19 protein-coding genes are annotated in these 17,713 nt (G+C 71.0%); all 19 read left to right on the top strand.

From position 1 onward, the window contains the following. Positions 1–18: 18 nt before the first annotated feature. The 19 genes from ACFWIA_RS28760 (at position 19) to ACFWIA_RS28670 (ending at position 17,514) form a co-directional block, all read left to right on the top strand. Complete coding sequence (locus ACFWIA_RS28760; RefSeq protein WP_387010055.1) at positions 19–219, top strand: hypothetical protein; 201 nt, start codon at positions 19–21, stop codon at positions 217–219. Positions 220–427: 208 nt separating this feature from the next. Further along, positions 428–697, top strand: a complete 270-nt coding sequence (locus ACFWIA_RS28755) for a hypothetical protein (RefSeq protein WP_387010053.1) — start codon at positions 428–430, stop codon at positions 695–697. Further along, positions 694–2,439: a DUF2637 domain-containing protein gene (locus ACFWIA_RS28750; protein WP_387010051.1), complete on the top strand. Its 1,746-nt coding sequence runs from the start codon at positions 694–696 to the stop codon at positions 2,437–2,439. Before ACFWIA_RS28755 ends, ACFWIA_RS28750 begins: the two co-directional genes overlap by 4 nt. 350 nt (positions 2,440–2,789) lie before the next feature. Further along, on the top strand, positions 2,790–4,871 hold the full coding sequence (locus ACFWIA_RS28745; RefSeq protein WP_387010050.1) for a hypothetical protein: 2,082 nt from the start codon (positions 2,790–2,792) through the stop codon (positions 4,869–4,871). A gap of 120 nt (positions 4,872–4,991) precedes the next feature. Further along, complete coding sequence (locus tag ACFWIA_RS28740) at positions 4,992–7,496, top strand: DNA translocase FtsK (RefSeq protein WP_387010048.1); 2,505 nt, start codon at positions 4,992–4,994, stop codon at positions 7,494–7,496. Positions 7,497–7,501: 5 nt separating this feature from the next. Next, complete coding sequence (locus tag ACFWIA_RS28735; protein ID WP_387010046.1) at positions 7,502–7,804, top strand: hypothetical protein; 303 nt, start codon at positions 7,502–7,504, stop codon at positions 7,802–7,804. Between the two features lie 81 nt (positions 7,805–7,885). Further along, positions 7,886–8,482: a hypothetical protein gene (locus ACFWIA_RS28730; RefSeq protein ID WP_387010044.1), complete on the top strand. Its 597-nt coding sequence runs from the start codon at positions 7,886–7,888 to the stop codon at positions 8,480–8,482. A gap of 100 nt (positions 8,483–8,582) precedes the next feature. Next, positions 8,583–9,287, top strand: coding sequence for a hypothetical protein (locus tag ACFWIA_RS28725; protein ID WP_387010042.1), 705 nt, complete (start codon positions 8,583–8,585; stop codon positions 9,285–9,287). A gap of 100 nt (positions 9,288–9,387) precedes the next feature. Next, positions 9,388–9,975 (top strand): DUF6919 domain-containing protein, encoded by a 588-nt coding sequence (locus ACFWIA_RS28720; RefSeq protein WP_387010040.1) that lies wholly within the window; start codon positions 9,388–9,390, stop codon positions 9,973–9,975. Positions 9,976–10,019: 44 nt separating this feature from the next. Further along, complete coding sequence (locus tag ACFWIA_RS28715; protein WP_387010038.1) at positions 10,020–10,496, top strand: Pycsar system effector family protein; 477 nt, start codon at positions 10,020–10,022, stop codon at positions 10,494–10,496. Between the two features lie 75 nt (positions 10,497–10,571). After that, a complete protein-coding gene (locus tag ACFWIA_RS28710) occupies positions 10,572–11,147 on the top strand; it encodes a hypothetical protein (RefSeq protein ID WP_387010036.1) in 576 nt (191 codons plus the stop codon). Positions 11,148–11,255: 108 nt separating this feature from the next. Beyond that, positions 11,256–11,447: a hypothetical protein gene (locus ACFWIA_RS28705; protein WP_387010034.1), complete on the top strand. Its 192-nt coding sequence runs from the start codon at positions 11,256–11,258 to the stop codon at positions 11,445–11,447. Between the two features lie 17 nt (positions 11,448–11,464). Continuing rightward, on the top strand, positions 11,465–12,124 hold the full coding sequence (locus tag ACFWIA_RS28700; RefSeq protein ID WP_387010032.1) for a histidine phosphatase family protein: 660 nt from the start codon (positions 11,465–11,467) through the stop codon (positions 12,122–12,124). Between the two features lie 14 nt (positions 12,125–12,138). Continuing rightward, complete coding sequence (locus ACFWIA_RS28695) at positions 12,139–13,290, top strand: hypothetical protein (RefSeq protein WP_387010030.1); 1,152 nt, start codon at positions 12,139–12,141, stop codon at positions 13,288–13,290. Further along, positions 13,290–14,234 carry a phosphotransferase gene (locus ACFWIA_RS28690; protein WP_387010029.1) on the top strand — a complete coding sequence of 315 codons (945 nt, stop codon included), beginning with the start codon at positions 13,290–13,292 and terminating at the stop codon, positions 14,232–14,234. The genes ACFWIA_RS28695 and ACFWIA_RS28690 overlap by 1 nt, the downstream gene beginning before the upstream one ends. After that, positions 14,149–15,246: a hypothetical protein gene (locus ACFWIA_RS28685; protein WP_387010027.1), complete on the top strand. Its 1,098-nt coding sequence runs from the start codon at positions 14,149–14,151 to the stop codon at positions 15,244–15,246. Before ACFWIA_RS28690 ends, ACFWIA_RS28685 begins: the two co-directional genes overlap by 86 nt. 62 nt (positions 15,247–15,308) lie before the next feature. Then, positions 15,309–15,626 (top strand): hypothetical protein, encoded by a 318-nt coding sequence (locus ACFWIA_RS28680; RefSeq protein WP_387010025.1) that lies wholly within the window; start codon positions 15,309–15,311, stop codon positions 15,624–15,626. Positions 15,627–15,784: 158 nt separating this feature from the next. Beyond that, on the top strand, positions 15,785–16,444 hold the full coding sequence (locus tag ACFWIA_RS28675; RefSeq protein WP_387010023.1) for a ParA family protein: 660 nt from the start codon (positions 15,785–15,787) through the stop codon (positions 16,442–16,444). Further along, positions 16,444–17,514, top strand: a complete 1,071-nt coding sequence (locus ACFWIA_RS28670) for a ParB/RepB/Spo0J family partition protein (RefSeq protein WP_387010021.1) — start codon at positions 16,444–16,446, stop codon at positions 17,512–17,514. Before ACFWIA_RS28675 ends, ACFWIA_RS28670 begins: the two co-directional genes overlap by 1 nt. Positions 17,515–17,713: the final 199 nt, after the last annotated feature.

The raw sequence follows: 17,713 nt of genomic DNA, 5'->3' as shown, positions 1-17,713 counted from the left end.
TCGAAGGAGACCTCGCCCATGGCCGGGATTTTCGCCCGTCTGACCAGCCCGCTGCGCCACATCGACGCTGACCCGGACGACTTGGTCCGCGAGGCGTACCAGCTCCTGAAGGACGCCGAGAAGAACCAGGGCCTGTGGCCCGCGATGTCGGCGTACAGCGACATGGCGAGCGTGAAGATCCAGCTCGCCCAGTACCTCAAGGAGCACCACGGCCGCTGACCGTGCCGCCGCGGCCCCGCCGGACCTCGTTCCGGCGGGGCTGGCGGTTCTCCCGCCCCGTCACCGCCGCCGCAGGGCCGTGACGGGGCCGGAGAGCCGGAACCGGCTCGGACAAGAAAAGAGGCCCCGGTCAGGGGGCCTCTCCTTGTTCCCGCGACCGCTGACAAGGAGCGCATCGCATGGTCAACGCTACCAGCGGAGGTGCCCGGTGAGCACCACCGCGACCACCCCCGGCTTCGAAAAGTCCACTGCCCCGCACACGGAGCGCAGCCCGGTGCCCGCGCTGCTGGCCACGCTCGTCGCGCTGGCCGCCGCCGTCCTGGCGCTGCTGGACCTCTTCGCCAACGGCTTCTGGCCCACCGTCCTTCACACCGCGGTCGGCCTGGGCACCTTCGGCCTCGTCCGGCTCTGCATGGGCCTGGCCCTCGAACCCCCCTCCCCCGACGACCTGCACGATGAACCGGAGACCAGCTCATGACCGCCCCCGTCGACATCCGCAAGCCCGACACCCTCCCGACCGCCGTCCCCGGCCCGGCCCGCCACCCCCGCCTCGACCACGACGACCAGGAGCACGACCCCGACGGCCAGGAGACAACCGCCCGGCAGGCCGGCACCGAGCCGGACGGCGACCCGCGCACGATGCGGCTGCTCGCCGTCATCGCCGGTGCCGGCGGCCTGGTGCTCGCCGGGATCGGGTTCACCGGCTCCTACACCACCCTGAAGAACCTCGCCCTGGGCAAGGGCTTCGGTCTCTTCTCGTACGCGTTCCCGATCGGGATCGACGCCGGGATCCTGGTGCTTCTCGCCCTCGACCTCTACATGATGCGCAAGCGGATGCCGCTCCCGGCCCTGCGTTGGACCGCCCACGCCCTGACCGCGGCCACGGTGGCGTTCAACGCCGCCGCGCCGAAAGGCCCGTGGACGGACGACCCGCTTGCCGCGGCGATGCACGGTGTCATCCCGGTCCTGTTCATCGTCGCGGTCGAGGCCGCCCGCCACTACATCGGCCGGATGGCCGACCTGCTGGCCGGTGAGATGCCGCTCGGCTCGGTCCCGCTCGCCCGCTGGCTGCTCGCCCCGCTGTCCACCGCCCGCCTCGCCCGCCGGATGCGGCTCTACCACCTTCCCTACACCGAGGCCGTCGCCCAGGCGCAGCAGATCCGGATCTACCGCGAGAGCCTGCGCCAGAAGTACGAGACGAGCGAGCTGTCGTGGCGGAAGGCCGCGTCGCCCGACGAGTTGCTCCCGTTCAAACTCGCGCCGCTCGGATTCAGCGTGGAGCGTGCCCTGGGGGTGCCGCTGGAGGAGGAGACCCGGAGGATCGTCCGGGAGGCCGAGGCCGATGTTCAGCGGGCCGAGGCCGAGATTCAGAAGGTCGAGAAGGATGTTCAACTCGCCGGGGCCCGTGCTCAAGCTGAGGTCGACAAGATCCGTGCCGAGGGCCGGTTGAAGATCGCCAAGACCGAAGCGGAACGGGAGGCTCAGGCCGAGATTCAGCGGGCCGCAGCCGATGCTCAACTCCGCGAGTCCGAGCGGGGCCACGCGCTCAAGCTCAAGGAGGACGAGGCCGCGGCCCGCGTCCAGGACCTCGCCGACGAGACCGAGAAGCGCCGCACCCTCGCCCGGATCGAGCGGGAGAAAGCACAGTCGGCCTGGAGCCTGGAGCAGCAGCAGATGACCGCTCAGGCCACCGAGGCAGAGCGCCGTATCGCCGCCGACGCCGCCGCCCGCACCCGCCGCGACGAGATCGCCCGCCAGGCCGGCCTCGCCGAGGAGCAGCAGCGCCTGGCCGCCGCCGAGGCCGCGGCGAACGAGGCCCTGGCCGAGGCCGCCGAACAGGAGCGGATCGCGGCCGAGCACCGAGCCCAGGAGGCGGAAGCCGACAGGCTGGCGCAGATGGACCGCGAGGAGACCGCCGCCTCGCTCGCCCGGGAGGAGAAGGCGAAGTCGGAGGCCGCTGAGCACCAGGCGCGCGCCCACGAGTTCGAGGCCCGGGCCGTTCAGGCCGCGGCCCTTGCCCGGATGAACCAGGTCGACTGGGACACCCACCGGGTCATCGCCATGATCCGGGCCCGGGGCGAGAGCGCGGTCACCATCCGCGTCATCGCCGACGAGTTGGGCACCAGCACCGGCTCCGCCCAGGACCGCAAGAACCGCGCCGTCGAAATCCTCAAGCAGGAGGTCGGTGACGGTTCGGTCCCGGAGCAGTCCGCCGCCTGAACCGGAATCCCCAGCCAGCACGACTCCTGGCCTCACGGTCGCCCCCGCGCCCCCTGCCCCGGCATCACGCCCCGGGCACGGAGTCGCGGGGCCGGCCGTGGCCGCCAGGCCACCGAGTATGACCCGTACCGGACCGGTTATCGCCGCTCCCCTGCCCTCGAATCCCCCTGACCGCCCCCTTTGATTCAGCTACGGACTGTAGCGGCGAGGCGAGGCGAGGCCAGGCGAGGCGAGCCGGAACACCCCCAACCCCCGCCTCGGACGGCTCCGACACGGGTGGGAGGGGGTCTGGTGCTCGCCTGGCCTCGCCTCGCCTGGCCTCGCCGCTACGGTCAGTGAGGAGAGTCGTCGTGGCAGACACCGCGACCCTTGACCCCCAGCAGGTCCCCGACACCTCCGCGGCCGACACCACCACCGTGGTCCAGGCCGCTCCGGACCCGGCCGCCGCGCCCGCTCCGGAGGCCACGGCGCCGCGCCGTGGACGGACCCGCGCGGTCCCGCTCCTCGTTCACGGCACCAACGCAACCGGAACGGCCATGGGCGCCGCTTACACCGCCGCCGGGGTTCCCGGACTCGCCGCCGCCGCGGGCGTCGGGACGGCGGTCGGGCTCGCCGCCCTGGCCGGCCGGAGGAAGAAGAACGCCGCCGCAGCGCGCAGGGCGGCCCGGAACCGGTCCGGCACCGGCTCCGGTGGCTCCGGTGGTGGCCGGTCGGGCCGGGGCGGCGGACTCCTCGGCACCGGGCGCGGCAGCCGCGGCAGTGGTAGCGGTGCCGGGTCGTCCGGAGGCCGGATGAACAACCGCTCCGGCGGTCTGAACAGCCGGGCCGGAGGGTTGAACGGCCGCTCCCCCGGGGCCCATGGGCCGGGCCGGGGAGCCTCCGGCCGGGGCGGAAACGCACCCGGATCCCCCGGCTCGTCGGGCGGCCCGCGCGGCGGTCTGAACAAGAACGGCGGCAGGTTGAACACCCCGGGCGGCAGGCTGAACAAGAGCGGCGGCGGCCTGAACGGGGCCGGTCCCGGTCGCCCCGGAGGCTCTGGCGGCGGGAAGAACGGGGGCGGGTCGCTGAACGGAGGCCGTCACCGCAAGAACGGGAGCGGCGGGGCCTGGCAGAGCGTCAAGAGCACGCTCGGCAAGCTCCGCCGCCGTGACCTGAACAACGGTGGCGGCACGACGAACACCACCACCCCGAAGACGCCCGGCACTGCCACGACCCCGAAGCCGGCGAAGCCGGGGCGCTCGCGGGCCTCCCGCCTGTTGAACACCGCACGGTCCTGGATGAACAGGCTGCGCCCCACCAAGAAAGCGAAGGCGAAGGCGGCGGCGAAGGGCGGCTCCGGATCCGGCACCCCGGCCGGGAAGGCACCCGGCCGGGTCTACCGCTGGCGGCGCCTGGTGCTCCGCAAGTCCGGACACTGGGCCCGCTGCGCCGGCGCCGGGATCCTCGCCGGACTCGTCGGGCTCGCCACCCTCCCCCTCGGCATCCTCTGGGGGACCTGGCGGCTGATCACCAAGCACCGGGACCCCCTGCACGGCTACCTCTTCCCCGTCCGGATCGCCGGACGGATCTGGCGCCACTTCTTCCGCCGCTCCCGGGCCCGGCACGACGCCGACGCCCGCGCTGAATCGCTCACCCTCACCGTCAACGACCCCCGGAAGGACACCGACACATCCATGGGTTCCAGCCTCGACACCAGCAGCGCCGTCCTCGACGGCAAGAACAGCAAGTTCGCCCTCGCCATGGCCGCCGGCCACGCCTCCTACGCCGGATACCGGCCCCTTTCGATGATGGAGGTCGCCGCCGAGTACGCCGGGCTACCCAATGCCCTGCGCTCGGCCGCCGCCACTGTCCGGGACATGGCCGTCGCCTCGGACCGCAGGTACCCGTGCAGCAAGCGGGCCCTGGTGAAGCTGGCCGAGGCCGCGCAGCGCACCGCGAACGCCGCCGCCCGCACGGACGACATGGTCGTCCTCTTCCGTACGGCCCACCAGTTCGACATCGAGCGGATCCTCCACCCGCGGACGGGCGAGTGGATGTGGAACGTCACCCCGGTCGGCGCCGCCGTGCCGGAGGGGGCAATGTTCATGCCGGGCCGGATCGAGTCCGGATGCGTCTTGATGTCCGCGCTGTACCGGACGTTCGAGCCGGTCCACATGATGCAGGTCGGCGCTGAGTACGAGGGCATGAGCCTCGGACTGGCGTCGCTGGCCGACTCGGTGTCCCTCCTTCACACCCGCACCCGCGACGTCTACCCCGTCGACGACCGGGTCACCGACGAACTCGGCACCATCACCGCCACGCTCCGCGCGGCGGCCGACGACGCCGCGATGGCCGCGAAGCTCTTCGCCCACGACCACCGCCGCGAGATCAGCCACAACGTGAACCCCCGCAAGGGGCGGTCGTCCGAGGAGATGTGGAACACCCCCCGCTGACCCCGCTCCCCCTGCACCACCCGGTGGCCGCCCGCACCCATGCGGGCGGCCACCGCCGCATCCCCCTCCCCTCTCCCCTCGGTTCTGCTTCCCCCTTCTTCCTTATGAACGGAGTTCGTCATGTCGCGTCAGTGGGACTGGTCGCCGCCCGCCGGTCACCCCACCTTCCTCGGCTACGCCGGTGAGACCGCAGCGACCGCGGTGATGCTGGCCCCGCTGACCGGGATGCCCTGGCAGGCCGCCGCCGTCACCCTCGCCGGCGCCGCGACCGCCGGAGCCGCCTGGGACATCAGGCAGTCCACCACCACCGTCACCCTCACCACCCGTGCCCTGACCTGGCTGACCGCCGGGGCCTGGACCTCCTGGGCACTCGCCGCCGCTCCCCTGACGATGACCGGCTGGGCGTCCGGCCTCGGCGTCGCCGCCGTCGGCTTCGCCCTCAACGCCAGTGTCAACCGCACCGAGGAGACCCGCTCCGAGCGCAAGGCCCTGATGCTGCTGCGCCGGGAATCGGTCGGGATCCTCAAGGACTGGGAGGACCGGCTGGAGCGGGTCGCCCGGATCAAGGACTGCCACGGCCGCGACGTGCGGCACTGGCCCGGGAAGGTCGGCTACACCGTCGAGATGGACCTCCCGCCGGGCGGCACCACCGCCGACGACCTGGCCGGGTACGGGCCCAAGTGCGCGGCGGACATGCGCCTGCCGGACGGCTGCGGCGTCGAGATCGCCCCGGGCGCCAACCGGGGCACGATCCTGATCGACGTCACCCTCGAAGACGTCGTCTCCCAGGACCTCCCCTACCCGGACGACTACAGCGACCTCACCCTGACCGAGCGGTTCCCCTTCGGGCTGCACCGCGACGGCGAGCCGGCCCTGGGGTCGCTGTGCAACGACTGCGGTGTCCTCGTCGGCGAGACCGACGCGGGTAAGACCAACACGTTGCGGGTCGTCACCGCCCAGCTCGCCCGGATGCCGGACGCGTTGATCTGGGCGATCGACATCACCGGCGGCGGTGTCGCGCTCCCCTGGATCACCCCCTGGGCGACCGAGGGCACCGCCGCGGCGCCGGTGGTGGACTGGATCGCCCACGACCTGGCCGAGGCGAAGCTGATGCTGACGATGGCAGGGGAGATCATCGCCGCCCGCAAGGCCGGCTACCAGCAGCTCATGCGGGAGAAGAAGTCCGACAACAAGCTCCCCATCACCGGCGACATCCCCGGCATCGTCATCGTCTGCGACGAGACCGCCTCCCTGCCCCACGACGTCAAGGAACTCCTCGACAAGGTCATCAACGAGGGCCGCGCGATGCGGGTCCGCACCCTGACCTGCGGGCTCCGCGGCACCCAGGATGTGATCACCGCCGCGATGAAGCTCCAGGCGAAGTGGCGGGTCGGCATGACCGTGAGCGACGCGGAAGAACTCGCCTACCTCTTCCCGGGATACATCAAGCTCGACCCGAAGGACGCGCCGGTCGCCGGGTCCGGCTGGACCATGCACACCCGTCTCGGACCGAAGAAGCCGGCCGCCTTCAAGGCGTGGTACATCACCGACGAGATCACCGACAAGGTGTGCGCCGCGACCGCCTCCCGCCGCCCCGCCCTCGACCCGCTCTCCGTCAACGTCGAGAGCGGCGCGCTGTATCCGCAGCGCTGGGCCCGGGCCCTGCCTGTCCTCTACCAGGGCCAGAGCCTGACCGAGTCCGCGCAGCACGCGGTCGACAACGCCGGGGAGCTGATCGACACCACCACCGTCATCACCCCCTCCCCCTCCCCCTCCCCCGCACCCGCTCCGGAGGGCGGCCCGGTGCCGTCCGGGTACGAGGGGTTCGGCGCCGCCGCGGCCGAGCTGTTCGCAGCTGTCGACGCCGCCCTCGCCGGAGCTGACACCGGACCGGGCGCGGTGCCCGCCGACCCGGACCCGGAGCCGGTGCGAGCGGTTCCGCAGAACGTCGTTCCGCTCCAGCCCCGGCCTGTCGCCCGTCCGGTCGACCCGCGGGAGACGGGGCTGGAGCTCCTGGCCGCCGCGGGGACGTCCGGCTGCACCCCGAAGGAACTCCACACCGCGCTGCGGCACGCGCTCGGTGACGATGTTCCGGCGGAGCGGACCGTTCGCGGCTGGATGGCGAAGTGGGCCGAGGAGGGCAAGGTCGTCGCCGATACGAGCGGCCAGTACACCCGCTACATCTCCCGCACCGCCACCCCGCTGGCCACATCACCGGCCGCACCTGCGGCGCAGAGTCCGGACCCGGCGGCACCGGACCGGGCGGTGCCGGTCGGGCCCACTGGCCCCGGACCGGACGCCCAGCCGGGTCCGGGGCTGCCGGAGGGGGAGGACGGGCTCCTCGTCCTCCAGGCCGCCGAGCTCGTCATCGCCACGCAGTTCGGGACCGCGTCGATGCTGCAGCGCAAGCTCCGCATCGGCTGGGCGCTCGCTGGACATGTTCTCGACGTCCTGCACGAGCTCGGCGTCGTCGGCCCCGCCCGCGGCAGCCAGGCGCGCGATGTCCTCGTCCTGCCCAGCGACCAGGCCGACACCCTCGCCCGCCTTGCACACGAACTGGGCATCAGCAACGCCGACATGACCGCGGCGGGACTCACCTCCCATGCCACCGACCCGAAGGAGTAGCGCCCGTGGAGACACCGGACGAGGAGATCGCCCGACTGGAGGCCGAGCGGCACTCCTACAGCGAGACCTTCCGGAACACGGCCGAGGCCGACACGGTCACCCGGGCCCACCTCCAGGAGGAGATGGACGTCCGTACCGCCCGTATCCGCGAGTTGCAGGATTACGAGCCGTTCGGGTTCCTCGCCCGCTGGGGCCTGCGCGCCCTCGCGCTCGCGGCTGTGTGGGGTGCCGTGGAGATCGACTGGCTGTGGGCCCGGATCGCCCTCGGCGTCCTCGCCGCCGCCCTCGCCCTCTACAGCCTCGCCTGACCCACCACCACACCACTGCCCCCAGGGCCCGTCCGGCACCCGCCGGACGGGCCCTTCTGCATCCCCGCCGAGGAGCCCCCTGTGAACACCACCATCCACACCGTCCCGGAGCCCGCCGCCCTCACCACGCCGCTCCCCTCTCCCGGCCCGCCCGCCTCCACCGCCCAGCTCGCGGGCCTCCCGGAAGAGGACCTGCGCCGCATCTGGGCCCTGTTCCCCGGTTCCCACCCCCACGCCGCCGCGGTGCAGCAGCCCGCCCACGACCCGGCCCTGCTGCTCGCGGACGACGCCTACCTCGCCCGCGTCCACGACCTGGTCCGCCGCGAGGAAGCCCTCGCCCCGGTGCCGGCGGCCGTTCGGCTGCTCCCTGCCGCGGCCCCCGAGCCGGTCGCGCAGCAGCGGGTGCCGGCCTTCGTGTGGAAGTACAGCGCGCTGGCGCTGTCCACCGGCGGCGGCGTCGCGCTCGCCGGGATCGGTGTCGGCGCCGCCGCCCCGGGACTGGTCGCCCTCGAAGGCGTTCTCGCCGCCACCGGACAGGCCGTGATGAGTCTCGCCGCCCTCATCCTCCTCATCGGCCTGGCCCTCACCGGCCGAAGCACCACCCGCGGCAGCGGCGCGTCCGGCACCACGGTGAACATCCGCAAGGCCGTCTTCCGCCGCAACAAGTTCCATGGCTGATCCGGACCACCCGCTCCGTCTCCCGCACCGCCACGGCGGCCCGGGAGACGGGACAGGCCGCCCGGCCCCGCACCCCCGGATCAGAAGGAGCAGCCCCGCCTTGGCAACCAACAACAACGACCTCGACGTGACCGCCGACGCCGGAATCCCCACCCCGATGAAGAAGGACACCCCGCTCGCCGACGCCCGCGCCTGGTGGAACACGGCCTGGACCACCGGCGGCGTGCTCCACGACCGGTGGGAGGACCTGCGCCTGGCCCCGCAGCTCGGCTGGCACCCCATGGCCACCTGGATCAAAACCCTGATCGCCGGCATCGGCATCGCGTTCGTCATCGTGCTGGCCGCCGACGCCGCCGCAGTCCTGATCGCCGGGACGGACCAACTCCTCACTACGCTCGCGTCCCCGGAGGCCAACCGCACCACCCACGACATCTGGGCGGCCATCGACACCCCCGCCCGCACCTACCTCACCACCCACACCCAGGACCTCCCGGTCGACGCCTCCACCACCTACGCCCTCTGGCAGACCGCAGGCCTGGTCGGCCTGGTCGGCGGGTTCCTCCGCATCACCGCCGCCCGCACCCTGTGGATCACCTGGGGCGCGGCCAGCATCGCCATGATCTGGCAGGCCACACCGGACACCGGCCGCACCGTCGCCACCGGCATCGCCGCCCTCATCTGGATCCTCGCCAGCGCCGCCGCCCTGCGCGGCCTGACCCTGCGCCCCGCTATCCGCCGCGCCCGCCCCGCGCACCGGCCGGCCCCGGCGGACGACACCGGCGTTCAGACACACCGCACCCGCTGACCCGCCGATCTGCCTGGCCCTCGCCCCCACAACTCCCGGGAGCGAGGACCGGGCAGGCCGACCGGCCGTCTGCCCTCACCCGTACCGAAGGGAACGCCCTGTGAAGATCCGACTGCCTTGGACTCCTCGCGCGCACCGGGCCCGCTGGGCCGAAGCACGCACGCTCACCGACCTCGGCCGACTCACCGCCGACTGGTTGGAGGGCACCCTCCGGTACCACCCCGGCTGCCCGGGCGCCGGCCCCGACCCGGAGACCGCACCCCTCGTCCCCGCACTCGCCCGCCTCAACCGCGCCGGACTGGTCACGGCGAACTCGCAGCCGGGCCACTCCCCCACCGTCGGCTGGGACGGCGCCGTCTACAGCCAGCGCGCCGCGGTCGACGGGTGGACCACGAACCGTGCCCTCTTCCGCCTACTGATCAAGGCCGCGCTGGAGCACGACTTCCACATCGTGATCCACGGGCTCACGCCCCGAACCGACTACACACGCATCCCGGTCACTTGCCGCAACGGTGAACCCGTCACCTGGTTCGGGGACCCCTACCACCCCGACGACCTCGCGGCCGTGTGGTCCGGCATCGACCCCGGCGCCCTCACCGCCCTTCGCAGCGCCGTCCACATCACCGTCACTGACACCACCTGGGGCCCCTCCACCCGCCTCTGGACCACGCTCACCCGCGGCCTGTGACAACCACCCCGTCCCCGTGGAGAACGGAGAAACCCACCTTGCCCATGCAGAACACCACCCCCACCACTTCCAACGTCGACAGCCGCACCGACAAGAACCTCGACGCCGCCTGCGCGGCCACCGCGAGCGAGATCGCCCGCACCGACGTCAAGGCGTCCTTACTCCTCGCCTTCAACGGCGCGGCCCTCGCCGGACTCACGACCCTCGCCGACAAGGACCTGCCGCCCCCGACCAAGACGCTCGGCGCCCTCGCCATCCTCGCCCTGAGCGTCGCCGCCGTGTTCCTGCTCCTGGTGGCCCGGCCTCGGATCAGCCGCTCGGACCGGAAATCGTTCCCGTACTGGGCCACGCTCACCCCCAGCGCAATCCGCGCGTGCATGACCGAGGACACCCGCGCCGCAGGAATCCAGGTGCTGTCCACCCTCGCCGTCACCAAGTTCACCCGCCTGCGGTACGCGGTCGACCTCAGCCTCACCGCCATGGCCCTACTCGCCCTGGCCGCGATCAGCACCGCCCTCTGAACCCACGCCCAACCCCGGCCACCGCCCCGCACGCCCTCCCCAGCACACCCACCACACCGACAACAAGGAGTAGGCATGGCCTTCACCCTCTTCACCCGCCGCCCCACCCCCGCCGAACCGCCCGCCCCCGAGCCGTGGCCCGAGACCGGCGAGACCTGGACCCCCGAGGGCGTCACCATCGCCCAGCGCTACTACAACCAGGCGCACGCGGTCGTCCTCGTCTACACCGCTGACGAGGGACCGTCCGGCACCTACTACTCCGTCGCCTGCCTCGGCTGCCACTACGCCACCCGCGAGAACGGCCAGCGCACCTACAGCACGCGCTACGGCCTCGCCGACGCCGCGAAGGTCGCCAACGAGCACGCCACGACCTGCCGGGCGCTGCCCCGCGACATCCCCGCCCGCCCGGACGACGACACCGTCCGCGAGCGGCTGCACTCCTGGGTGCGCGACGCCCGTCACCAGGAGGGGGACGTCCAGCTGTGGGTCTCCGACCTGGACCTGATCCGCCTCACGCTCCAGCGCACCAACGGCTGGATCGTGGACGTGCTCCAGCAGCTGGTCGTCGACCAGCCGGACGTCGCGCGCATCGAGCGCAGCCAGTTCGGCGACTACGTCTCCTACTACGCACGCCGCCTCTCGGAGAACTGACCGGCGCTCTCCGCGCGTCCCCGCCCGCCGCACGTCGGCGGCCGGGGGCGACGCGGTGTCCGCCCGGTCAGCCGAGACCGGACGACCGGCCCTCCCCCGGAGGTCACCGTGTCCCTCGCCCGCCGCTCCCTCATGGAGGCCGCCGCCCGCTTCGGCTGGCGCCGCGCCTACGGCGACACCACCGCCGTCGACGAGCTGCTCACCGAGCAGACCGAGACCGCGTACACCGAGGCCACCGACCACGCGGCCCGTACGGGACCGCACTCGCACGACCGCGCTTCACCAACTCCCTTTCCCTGAACCTGAAGAGGATGACGATGCTCTTCCTTGTTCGTCACGCCGAATCGATTGAGAACGCCACCAAGTACACCGGCTTCTACGAGAACCCCCGTCCGTGGACCGGGCCGGCCGCGCATGCCCTGTCCCGGGATGTTGTCGGGCTGACGCCCCGTGGCTTCTTTCAGTGCCTGTGGCTGCGGCAGACGCTGCGGGACCTGACCGGACCCAACCCGGTGATCCGCACCTCGCAGTACCGCCGCACCCTCGACACCGCCGTGCTTGCTCTGCCCGGCCTGCCCTACGAGGTGACGGCGCTCCTCAACGAGCAGCACTACGGGGAGGCCACCTACATGACCAAACAAGAGCTGTACGCCACCTACCCCGAGGGGGCGGAGGACCGGCAGACCCGCAAGCACCTGTGGACGCCCCCCGGCGCCGGCGGAGAGTCCCTCGCGGGCGGCGTCCTGCGGCGGGCCACGGCGTTCGTCGATGGCCTGCACACCGTCTCCGCGGCGGATGTCGTGGCGTTCACGCACCACACCGCGATCCTCGCGCTGCGCGCGGTCTTGGAGCGCCGGCCGGTGACCGAACTGGTCGACGAGGCCCGGGAGCACAAGACGTCCAACGCCGCCGTTCTGGTCTACGAGCAGGCCGACGGCCTGTTCCACGCCCGCGACACCGTCCAACCGGACTGCTGAGGAGGCCCCGAGCCATGAACGTCCTGTACCTCAACGGGCCCGTACAGAACGGCCCCTTCACCATCGCCGAACGGCCGGGCAAGGCAGCTGGCATCCGCGCGGCCGACGCGCTCAACACTCTCCTTGAGGCCGCGCCAGCCCCGCATCTGTGGAACACCGCCACTCTGGCCGGAGACCTGCGCCACCGCGACGCCCCGGACCGGGACACCGTCGGCCGACAGGAGCGGGAGGAGCGCGCGATCGCCGCGAAGTACGGAGCGGGAGCAGCTCCGGCCGGTGGCATTCTCACCGACACCGCGCCCGTCGTGGCCGCCCTCGCTCTGAAGATGACCGAACGCCTCCTGCAGGACGGCGTCCTGACCCTCACGCCCGTCGCGGTCCATCTCTGCACCCGCTGCGGCCACATGACCGGCACGGTCGCCCACGCCTGCCGCGCGTGCGGGCACCAGGGCTCCCGGCCGCACACTCGGCGGTTGCTGGTCTGGGACCGGTCCCCTGGCACGCCGGTGCTTGCGCGTGATGACTTCCACGCCCACCAGGCCAAGCCACCAGGGCATCTGCTGACCATCGCGCAGAACGTCCCGGAGCGGCTGATCTTGTCCCGCACCCGCGAACACGGCATCAGCCTCGCGCCGCTCGGGCTCGACGGCCTGGTCCTGGACCCGCGGGTCGGCGTGCACATCGCAGTCCTGGCCGCCGCCGCTCGGCTGGGTGTCGGGCAGCCGGTGATGACGGTCACCGAGAACGCCGCGGCGAACGTCGCTGCCTACGGGGCACCGTTTCGGCGGCGCGACGGTACACGGCTGCGGTACGCGCTGCACGGGCGCATCCCGTACGACGACACCGCGTCGTTGCAGCGGCTGTGTGAGGTGCACCGCGTCAGCCCGGCGCAACGGGAGCTGTTCCTCGCCTGGTTCCTGCCCTTGTGCTCACTGCACATCCGGGCGGGTATCACCGCGGCCCAGCTTCCGGCCCTGCTGAAATTCTGGCGCCGGGCGCACCTGGCCCGGCCGGAAACACCCGGGAGTGACGGCCTCGCCGAACTGCGGCGCCGCGTCGCGGCGGGTGATATTCGCTGGGTCATGGACGTGACGACCCTGTCCCGGGCCATCCCCGAGAACCCGCCCACCCACGGCTTCACCGAGGAGCCGGAAGGAGCGACCTGATGAGCGACAGCAACGCCTGGCGGTTCGTCAAGAAGCGGACCGCCGCCGACGGCGCGGTGTACGTGTCTGCTGACGGAACGCGCTACCGGCGCACCGGCGGAGCCGAGCTCCAAGCAGAGGCCGCCTTCCAGCGCCGGGTCGCGGACCTGGACTACCCGGTCCCGCGCGTGCTGGAGGAGGGCGTCACCGACGACGGCCACTTCTACGTCGTGGAGGAGTCGCTGGGCGACCAGACCCTGCACGACCGGGCGGTGGCGTCCCTGGACGGCGGCCGGGACCTGCCCGACGACGTCGCCGACACCGCCGCGCAGGTCGCCGCCCGCCTGCTGCGTGCCCAGGCCGTCCACTGTGTTGAGCCCACGCCCGGCGCGTTGCGTCAGTGGCTGGACCGTGCCGGGTTCACCCAGAACGTCTTCCAGGAGAACCCCGACCTGGACAACACCCGGACCCGCGCCGCGCTCGAGGACGCGCTGGACCGCCTGGCCACGGTTCCGCTGGTGCACGGCCACCTCGACTACGGCCTGCCCAACGTCATGCCGGCCGGGGTCATCGACTGGCAGCACCACGGCCTGGTCCCCCTCGGGTACGACGTCCTCCCGGCCCTGGAGATCATCGCTTTCAAGGGCGGCACCAAGGGCTACACGGCCAGTCCCGACCAGCGGCACCGCTACCTCACAGTGCTGGACGACGCGGCCAGGAACGCAACGGGACAGCCCATCAGCCAGCACCTGGGCGCGTACCTGCTCGTCAAGGCCCTGTTCTTCCTCGCCCTGATGCGGCCCATCGACCCCTCCCGCACGGACAAACACCTGAAGTGGCAGTACCGCCGGCACCTCTTCACGAAGGGACTCGAGCAGTATGAGCACACCGGGACGATCGATACCGCCCTCTTCCCCGGACTCGAAGAGTTCGCCGCTGGGCACCGCGCTGGCGACCATCCGTGACCGCGACTACCTCCTCGACCGCGCCGGGGTGATCTTCAAGGTCATCGGCGATGTCCACCCCGGCACGCACTTCCTGGGGTACGTGAAGTACTACCCGGACGCCCGCGGCGACCGGGTGCTGTTCGGCCGGACGTACCGCCAGAACAGCGTCGTGTCCAAGGCATTCGGGCTCCTGGCTGACCGGCCCGAGTGCTACATCTACTCCCCCGCCGTGGGGTGCGTCATCACCGGCGTGCCCCGCGAGGACGTCGTCGCCCACTACTCCTGCCGCCAGACCCTCGCCGCACTGAACCAGGACCCCGGCCTCCTGGACCAAACGGCGGTCAGCGAGGACCTGCTCGCCGTCATCAACTGGATCGTCGCGGCCGGCGCAGCAGACGTCATCGGCGTGACCGGGTCCTTCCTGGTCGGCGCCTGCAACGCCCGCTCCGACATCGATCTGGTCTGCTACGGGCCCCGCGGCTACGAAGCGGCACAGGCCCTGTTCGCTGAACGCACCCTCATCCGCCCGTACGAGGGCGAGACTCTCACCCGGCTGTACATGCGGCGCGCCAAGTACATGGTGGGGGGAAACTTCGACGCGCTCATGCGTCAAGAGGCCCGCAAACTGCAGGGCCTGACGGCCGGTGCGGGGGCTCACATCAACTGTGAGCCCCTGAGGTCCGACGGCGACAAGACGTTCGCCGGGGTGGTCGCCAAAGAGGTAGGGGCGATCTCCGTCCTTGCCCGGATCACGGATCACTCCGAGGGCCTGGTCACGCCGGCGCTCTACGGGATCGAGGTGGACACGGTCACGGAGTCCACGGTCGACGAGCCGCCCGTGTTCGCCCGCCGGATCACCCACCTTCGCAGCTACCTCGGTGCGTACACGGGGGCGTTCCGCACTGGCGACGTCGTCTACCTGTCCGGCCGGCTGGTCCACATCCAAGGCCCCGATAAGCACAGCGGCTTTGGCATCGAGCTGACCCCGTGGTCGGCAGCCGAGTCCTTCCTCGCCAACCTGACCCGCTGACACCCACCCGCCCGGCCGCCGGGACCACCACGGTCCCGGCGGCCCCGTTCATGTGAGGGCCGATGCCCGCCACCGTCTTCGACCAGTTCACCCGCCGCATCACCAACGTCACCACCCAGCTCACCAGCATGGGCATCCCGCTCACCGTGACGACCGACGCACCGCCCGCCAACCCCGCCGACCCGTGGACCAGTACGTTCCCCATCGCGATCGACCGCTCCACCCTCGCCTGCTGCACCGCTGCCCAGATGCTCGCCGACCACCACCACACCACCATCGACCACCAGACCCCCGTCGCCGACGCCCTGCTGCGCGAGCTCGGAGTCCGCGGAACTCCGTACCCCCTTGAGGGAGGCCCCCTCGTGTGCCTTGAGCCTTGAATGCGAGGCCCGACCTCGGTTTACCGCGGTAAACCAGGCCCGCCCGATTCACGCACCTCAGCACGAAATGGCGGTGTTGCGTACCTGGCTCTGAACCGCATCTGAAAGGATGCTCCTGCCCGAAGTACCGGAACCACGGGAAGCACACGGAGCATCACATGCCCTCTGCTGTCTACGTTGTGTCCATCGATCCGCAAGCCTCCACCGTGTGGTGGGCCAACAGGATCACGGACCTACCCTTCGACTTTTCTCAGGAGCACGAAACACCGCAGAACCTTGCCGTCCTGAAAGACACAGGCGCCAGGGTCCACGTCATCGCGAACCAGAAGGGTGGGGTTGGAAAGACCACGACCACGCTCAACCTGGCCGCCGTCGTGGCCGAGGTACTCAAGAACCAGAAGCGGCTGCACCACATCTTCATCGACACCCCAGGCAGCCTCCAGGACGAGAACCTCCTCCTCGAAGCCCTGAAGTACGCCCACGATGTCATCGTCCCCATGCCCCCCGAGGGCCTCGCCTTCGACCCCACGGCGCGAACCATCCAGAAGGTCATCGAGCCCACAGGGCTTCCCTTCCAAGTGGTCATCAACAACTGGGACCCCAGGGACGGCGTAGCAGACCTCGAAGACACGCAGGCGTACGTCGACGCACAGGGGTGGCCGCGGACCCGTACCGTCATCCGCCGATACAAGGTCCACACAAGAGCATCCGTCGAAGGCCGAGTCGTCACCCAGTACCCCAAAAACCGTGTCGCCATGGAGGCCCGCGAAGACTTCTTCCGCCTCGCCCTCGAACTCGGCTACGGAGGTGCTGCGTGATGTCAGGACGACGCACAAGCCTCGCCTCTCTGGCCGGGGCGAAGGTCGACGACGTGCCGGGACAGAGCGACCTGCTGCTGCTCTCCCTGCCCTTGGAGAAACTGGTCCCCACACGCTTCAACCCGCGTCGCAACTTCGGAAGCGAGCAGGATCTCCGCGAGTTCGGTCAGAAGCTCGTGAAGAAGCAACTCCAGCCGGCGGTCGTGGTCTCCCGTTCCGCATACCTGAAGCTGTGGCCCAGTGAAGCAGACGCAATCGGCGACGCAACGTACGTCATCGTCAATGGCGAACGTCGATACCGGGCCTCCGAACTGGTCGGGCGAAAGACCCTCGACGTCGTCCATAACGAGGGGGTCGCCAACTCCCGGGCCGACTTCCTCGACGCAGTACAGGCGGAGAACAACGATCGGGAGAACCTCGACCCGATCGAGCGGGCGCTCGGTATCGACACCATGGTGAAGGAGCTCGGCGGAGCGGGCCCGGTCGCCGCCTACTACGACAAGACCAAAGGCTGGGTGAGTCAGCAGCGCAAACTGCTCAAGCTCACTTCCGAACTTCAAGACCTCGTCAGCTCAGGTGACCTGCCTGTTCGCATCGCACGGGACATCGCTGGGCTCCCCGATGGCGAGCAAGGAGAAGCTTGGAAGGCGGAGCTGCATCGCCGCGCCGAGGCGAAGGCAGCTCCGAGAGTAAGGCGTCTCGCACAGAAGCAGGTGGCCCCACAGCTTCAACCCACTCCGAAGCAGCAGTCCGACAGCCGGTTTACCGCGGTAAACCAGCTCGCTGCTGGAGCCGGCAAGGGCGAGAATCCACCTCTCCGCCGGTCCGACGTCACGGCAAACCCTCTGCCGGAGCCTCGTAAAGATGACGCCTCATCGTCTAGTGGTCAATCGGCCGGTGGCGCCCCCCGCCCGCTGCCGTATGACGACGGCGAGTACATCGCACTCCACCTGATCATGAGGATGAAGGGGCCCGAGTTCACCAAGATGGTGAACCTCCTGGTCAAGGAGAATGACAAGCGAAGCACCGACGCCGAGGGCGCGGAGGTGGAGCAGAACAGATCCACCTGAGCCCCGTCATTGGCGCAGCGCTTGTATCGGCTCCGCACGCAACATTTGGTGCGGAGCCGGCTGAGCTCTGACCGTCGCTCTCGCGGAGAACTGGTTGAGTCGCCTTGCTGGCTGCGGTCGCACCGAGGACGGACGGATCAGCGCGAATGGAGGGTTCTGCTCTACCAGCCGGTAGAGCAGAACCCTCCATTCGTGGGCG

It is taken from the genome of Streptomyces sp. NPDC127068 (assembly GCF_042724695.1).
In the GTDB taxonomy this organism is placed as follows: domain Bacteria; phylum Actinomycetota; class Actinomycetes; order Streptomycetales; family Streptomycetaceae; genus Streptomyces.
Note: the sequence above shows the minus strand (reverse complement) of the source record. Positions and strands in the feature narration are given on the sequence as shown.